This is a genomic window from Okeania hirsuta (assembly GCF_003838195.1).
GTDB classification, from domain to species: Bacteria; Cyanobacteriota; Cyanobacteriia; order Cyanobacteriales; family Microcoleaceae; genus Okeania; species Okeania hirsuta.
In genome coordinates this window covers 1-5,017 of record NZ_RCBY01000370.1, presented here as the reverse complement: position 1 = coordinate 5,017, position 5,017 = coordinate 1, and the positions used below count along the sequence as shown (strand labels likewise).

Here is a 5,017-nt window from a genome sequence, read left to right as displayed (position 1 = left end):
TTTTGTTGCGGATGTCGCAATAGGAGTTTTTACTCAATAGTTGTTTTTGTTGCGGATGTCGCAATAGGAGTTTTTACTCAATAGTTGTTTTTGTTGCGGATGTCGCAATAGGAGTTTTTGCTCAATAGTTGTTTTTGTTGCGGATGGGATTAGCAGTATCGGGGGCAATTCTACAAAGCTTAATCCGTAATCCTTTGGCAACTCCAGGTATTATTGGCGTGAATGCTAGACCTAGTTTAGCTGCAGTGGTAGTAATTGTACTGTTGCCAAATGCTCCTCTCTTTGCTATACCTATTTCTGCCTTTGGTGGCGCGATCGCTATTTCAATTCTCATTTACCTACTTGCTTGGGAAAAAAGGAACTCAACTATGTACTTAGTTTTGATTGGTATTGGTTTAAATACCATCGCCAGCGCTTTAACTACTGTAATGGTGACATTCGGCGAATTACAGCACTTTTGAGGATAGTGAGGTACAGCTATAAGACTATTTATTTCTATAGAACCCATTTGAGATCTATATAATTATGGTAGTCAAGTCTTTTCGCGCATTAATTTTGAGGAAAATTCAGTTGAAGGAGTGTTGAATTTTTTGTATTATCTCTCCCCAAATCTTCCCTCTTAACCTTTTCTCTCTTACCTTCTGTCTCCTGTCTCCTGTCTCCTAGTCAAAAAAACTTGATATTTATATGAAGATACGGTTAGGGGTTCTATATTCCCTGTTGCCTGTTGCCTAGAGGAATAAAACTTTGTACTTCATCAACTAGAAAACTGCTGTAAATAGTGTTTCTCAAGCTTTAATTTGGATTACAGGTAGTGTCCACGGCCGCAGTTGGGAAAACGTTTTGCCATTACTACATCAGAATTAGTAGCAACAATGATCTATTAATTTTAAAAAAATAACTCAATAAGCTTTGGCTACTACAGAACTTTTGGACTTGGTAGGGCGATCGCCGGATTCTCTGTCTGGAGGCCAAAGGCAACGAGCTTGGATTGCGATGGCCTTAGCTCAAGATACAGAAATTTTATTGTTGGACGAAACAACTACTTTTTTGGACTTAGCTCACCAGATTGAACTTCTGGATTTGCTCCAGGATTTGAATGATTATCAGGGGCGGACCATAGTTATGGTTTTGCACGATCTGAATCAAGCTTGTAGATATGGGGATAATTTGATTGTGCTACGGGATGGCCAAATTGTGAGTCAGGGCTATCCAGAGCAAATGATGACAGTGGGAATGGTTCGTTTAGTATTTGGCTTAGAGTCTCAAATTATTCAAGACCCTGTAAGGGGGACACCAATGTGCATACCAATGGGTTGCAAAACTTGACAAATTCAAAATATTTGTATATATCTATCTAGTTAAGAAGTTTTATCATTTAATTTTGATATAGCAAAAAATCTCAGACCATACGGAAAGTTTTGCTAACACAGAACTTTCCGGGATAATTTTGTGCAAATGTTTTCACGGAAAGTTTTGCTAACACAGAATTTTCCGGGATAATTTTGTGCAAACGTTTTCTATGTCTTATAGAAACAATGAGGCATTGCCTCAATGTAATGGTAAGTAGCTGAAGGTAAAATTGAAAAACTTATGTTTTGCGTTGATACTTAATCTAAAAATCATTACCATTCAGCAACGCTCCTATTTATGAAGATTCGATGAAGAGGAAACTCGTATTTATGAAGATTCGATGAAGATTCTATATTTCATAGCATATCCGAGGAAACTCGTATTTATGAAGATTCGATGAAGATTCTATATTTCATAGCGTATTCATCGAAAAATTATGATATATCTAAAAAGATGAAGAAATTTAGGGAATAAAAATAAATAATCATGGGTGAGAATCAGGGTAACAACGCGGTGGATGTATCTGGATATTTTTTCACGTCCATAGTATCAACTGACAAACAGGATTACGCGCCTGGTGAAACGGCAGTAATTACTGGGAGCGGCTATACGCCGAATTCGGAGGTGATAGTTGAGATTACAGATGACCCGGATGATCCGGGGGATGATGGTGAAGTAGATGTATATAAACCCATCAACGTGACTGTAGATGAATCTGGTCAGTTTACAGTCGAGTGGTTTGTGCCCATTGATAATAATGGTACTGGCAACGGTCCCCCCGATGCCTTAAATGCAACGTTGAATTTGACCGCAACGGGAAGTGGTGCAGATTTGATGTTTGGCACATCAGATGACGAGGTGGCGGTAACGACCTTTACTGATGCTCTGCTGGCAGATCCTGTACAGACTTATTTCGTACCTCTGCCAGAAGATGATTTATTCAAGACCTTTGACACGATCAACTCAGTTGCTAATGGCGATATCAATAATGTAATCTCAGTGGCGATCGCCGCAGATAACACTATAGTCTATTACGACCACTGGGAAGATGGTTACGATCCGAACCCTAATGATACGGTCAATAAACAGGCCAGTACGGAGATCTGGGGGGATGGCGACCTGACTAATGGGATTGCACCTGGTACTGTTGATGATATTCTCAGTGGTGGGGATGCGATTGTCCTGGATAATGCTATTCCTTCTGCCAATAACTACCGAAATCCCAACACCATCCTGTATGATGGTGCTGACAGAATTCAGACCACACTGCCTATTGCCGTGACCCGCTTTGCCTTCCCAAACAATCCAGGTTCTCTTATGGCAGGTGCAGTTGAAGTTTTCAACCAGGATTCTTGGGGCGATCGCTTCATTGCACCCGTGGGTGTAAACACAGCAAGCAACACTAATGCCTTTCAGTATTCGGTCTTTTATGTAATGGCTGGCGACGATGGGACAGAGCTGTTCCTGAATGGCTTGCAGATAGACATTAACGGCGACAACGTGATTGATGCTAACGATGTCCTGAACATAGGTGATAATTTTGTTATTGAAGATCTCCAAGAAGGGGATGAACTGACTTCCAGCAGACCAGTTCAGGTAGACCTTGTAACAGGTGACATTGGTGATACCTACGAATTACGGTGGTACGCCCAAGTTGATGCCGATGAATGGTCTAACGAATACATTACCCCAGTTGCTGAGGAAGTTGGTTCCACAGGTTACTGGTTCTATAACCCCAATGACTCAGAAATTACAATTTCCTATGAGGGCGGGAATAGTCCCAATGGAGACTTCAATGTTGCGGCCAACAGTTCCAGATTTATAGAAGTGGACTCTGATGGTGACATCAATTTGTCTGGGGATAATTACTCTGGTCTGCGCTTCTTTACAGATGGTACTAATAACGGTGGCGCTACGCCCAATTTCTATGGTTTAGCCCAAGTAGATGCAGACGGTGGTGGCCAAATTTTTGATTGGGGCTTCCCTTTAATACCGACCGATCAGCTAAGCTCACAGGTGCTGGTGGGATTAGGACGCGGTGCGACCGATGATGGTCTGCCTCTCAACGATCAAGGGGAAGAAAGCAGGAGTGTTGTTTGGGTAACGCCCATTGAAGATAGCAACATCTTTATTGACTTCGATGGGGATGGCACATTTGACAATAACGTTGCTGTGGATGCCTTAGATTCACTGCGAATTGTGGATGATACTGTCCTATTCTCTGGGGCTGAAGGTGACCAGGATCTGACCGGAGCTATTATTGTTTCCAATACCTCTGCGGATGGCAATGGCCAGCCAAATGGGAATCCAGTCAGCATTGCAGCTGTCTGGGGACAAGATCCACCGCGGTCGTTGTCCAATGATGGCGAAGCTTTAGATTTAGGAACGGCGATCGTGCCATTGGCTAATCCTGCTATTAATAAGGAAGCCGTTAGTGTTACCAATCCAGATGGTTCCACGGATAGCGATGGCATTGTAGACCAGGTTGGCGATGTCATTAATTATGAGATTGCAGTTAGTAATGTCGGTTTCCAAGACCTAACAGGTGTCAATGTCACAGACCCCCTCTTAGCCGGAAATCTGAGTGGCCCTGTTGAGTCTATAAACACTGATGGCATTTTAGAGCGTGGAGAAACTTGGACTTACACAGGAAGCTATACCGTTCAGCAGTCTGACATTGATAGCAATGGTGGTGGTGATGGGGATATCGACAACACTGCCACAGTTGACACCAATGAGACACCTCCGTCCAGCGATTCTGAGGAAGTGCCGATAAATCTGAGCAGCATTAGCGGTAATGTTTCAGAGGATACTGATAACGATGACACTGGTGATGTCAACCTCGCAAACGTCACGGTGGAGTTGCTTGATGACCAAGATACGGTGATTGCCACCACCACTACTGATGTAGATGGCAACTATGAGTTTAATGACTTAGAGGCGGGTGATTACACTGTTCGTCAGGTTAACTTGCCTGGTTACAGCAATGTTAGTGATACTGATGGAGCTAACGACAATCTGATTAGCGTCACGCTGCCTGGAGATGTAGATTCCACGGGTAATGATTTTGTGGATGAGCGAGTTGGCAGCATCTCAGGTACAGTAACCGAAGATACCAATAACAATGGTACAGGAGATAATCCTCTAGCAGACGTGACTGTCACCTTGGTAGATGACCAGGGCAATCCTGTAGCCACAACAACGACAGGTACAGATGGTAGCTACACCTTCACAGATGTAGAACCTGGTGATTACCAGGTGGTACAAACGAACCTACCTGATTATCAAGATGTCAGCGACCAAGATACAACCCCTGATGGGGATGCAGCAGATAACAACACCACTGTAGACAATATTGTAGGTGTAACTGTTGACCCTGGTGAAAATGATACTGGCAACGACTTTGTGGATGAGATTCCCAATGGCAGCATCTCAGGTACAGTAACCGAAGATACCAATAATGATGGTACAGGAGATAATCCTCTAGCAGACGTGACTGTCACCTTGGTAGATGACCAGGGCAATCCTGTAGCCACAACAACGACAGGTACAGATGGTAGCTACACCTTCACAGATGTAGAACCTGGTGATTACCAGGTGGTACAAACCAACCTACCTGATTATCAAGATGTCAGCGACCAAGATACAACCCCTGATGGGGATG

3 protein-coding genes are annotated in these 5,017 nt (G+C 43.2%); all 3 read left to right on the top strand.

Features of this window, described 5'->3' with window-relative positions; genetic code table 11:
• Positions 1-143 precede the first annotated feature (143 nt).
• Positions 144-461 carry an iron chelate uptake ABC transporter family permease subunit gene (locus D5R40_RS30320; RefSeq protein ID WP_161564340.1) on the top strand — a complete coding sequence of 106 codons (318 nt, stop codon included), beginning with the start codon at positions 144-146 and terminating at the stop codon, positions 459-461.
• 451 nt (positions 462-912) lie between these two features.
• Positions 913-1,329, top strand: coding sequence for an ABC transporter ATP-binding protein (locus D5R40_RS30315; protein ID WP_124155685.1), 417 nt, complete (start codon positions 913-915; stop codon positions 1,327-1,329).
• Between the two features lie 1,341 nt (positions 1,330-2,670).
• Positions 2,671-5,017, top strand: a 2,347-nt coding sequence (locus D5R40_RS30310) for an SdrD B-like domain-containing protein (RefSeq protein WP_161565117.1), incomplete at its 3' end; no start/stop codon positions are given.

What these genes read in the sequence shown, in the direction of transcription:
- D5R40_RS30320 (WP_161564340.1), top strand. Translation starts at nt 144, where the DNA reads ATGGGATTAGCAGTATCGGGGGCAATTCTACAAAGCTTAATCCGTAAT.